The sequence below is a fragment of the Polaromonas sp. P1_E1_2 genome (genome assembly GCF_056406035.1).
In genome coordinates this window covers 1-1,201 of the sequence record NZ_JBFUAZ010000884.1, presented here as the reverse complement: position 1 = coordinate 1,201, position 1,201 = coordinate 1, and the positions used below count along the sequence as shown (strand labels likewise).

The following is a 1,201-nucleotide window of genomic DNA, read 5'->3' as shown; positions in this document are numbered from 1 at the left end:
CGCCAAGACCGGCGCCCATCATCATGGTCATCTGGAAAGTGTGATCTATGTCATCCGGGGCAAGGCTCGCGTGCGTTGGGGCGAGCGTCTTGAATTCAYCGCCGAGGCGGGTCCGGGCGACTTCATCTATGTGCCGCCTTATGTGCCGCACCAGGAAATCAACGCCAGCCCGACCGAGGTGCTGGAGTGCGTTCTGTGCCGCAGTGATGGCGAAGCGGTTGCCATCAACCTCGATATCGATCCTGTGGAGAAGCCAGACACGGTGCTGTGGGTGGACCCGACCCATCCTCATGGGGGCGTCTAAAAATACGTGTAAAGCCTGGGTGAAGGCTGTATGAGGGCGGTGTGAACACGTGCTGAAGTGCGCAAAAGCGCACACTTTCACCTGAACGCGGAAAGCTTTCCTTACGAATGTCACTTCGTCCTACAGGATGTATCCGTCGGTGTTGTTACAACCGGGGCTCACACACAGGAGTTCCATCATGGACACCAACAACCAAGTTAATCAACCCGCCGTTCAACCCCAGCCTGCCTCGCAGCCGGGCTTCTCGCAACGCCTGCAGCACAGCAAGGCGCTTGTCGCCATCGTTGCCGTGCTCGGCGTGACCGTCATGGCGCTGGCCGCCGCGCTGGTCGTCAACCGGTCCGACGCGCAGCCGGGTGGATCGGCTGCCGCCAATGAACCTGCGCAAACTTCCAAGCTGGCGGCGGACACGTCCAAACACACGCAGCCCGCCAAGCCGCACACCAGCCCGGTCGTGGTCGCGCAAGCCGCGCCGCGCGCCAATGTCTGCGCAAGCTGCGGCACCGTCGAAGCTGTGACCCCTGTTCAACGCCAGGGCAAAGTGAATGGCGTGGATGTGGGTAACACCACCATCGGACTTGGCACGGTGGCCGGCGGCGTTGTCGGCGGCCTTGTCGGTAACCAGATGGGTGGCGGCAATGGCAAAACCGCCATGACCGTGCTGGGTGTTGCCGGCGGCGCATTTGCCGGCAACCAGATCGAGAAAAACATGAAGAAGGTCACCGTGTACGAAGTGCGCGTGCGTATGGACGATGGCACCGTGCGCAACATGGAGCTTTCCAGCGCCGTGGCAGTGGGTTCGAAGGTGATTGTTGAAGGCAAGAATCTCCGTCTTGCTTGATGGGCCCCCACGCTTTTCACTTCGTGTAATGCGCTGCCCCCCGAGGGGGCCGCCCG

The 1,201-nt window shown here is 61.5% G+C and carries 2 protein-coding genes; both read left to right on the top strand.

Annotated features, from left to right (window positions below; genetic code table 11):
• Positions 1-304, top strand: a 304-nt coding sequence (locus tag AC1D1P_RS23780; protein WP_477674708.1) for a cupin domain-containing protein, incomplete at its 5' end; no start/stop codon positions are given.
• A 178-nt stretch (positions 305-482) separates the two neighbouring features.
• On the top strand, positions 483-1,145 hold the full coding sequence (locus tag AC1D1P_RS23775; RefSeq protein ID WP_477674707.1) for a glycine zipper 2TM domain-containing protein: 663 nt from the start codon (positions 483-485) through the stop codon (positions 1,143-1,145).
• Positions 1,146-1,201: the final 56 nt, after the last annotated feature.

Excerpts from the sequence above, each read along its gene's own strand:
- AC1D1P_RS23775 (WP_477674707.1), top strand. The coding sequence starts at position 483 with ATGGACACCAACAACCAAGTTAATCAACCCGCCGTTCAACCCCAGCCT.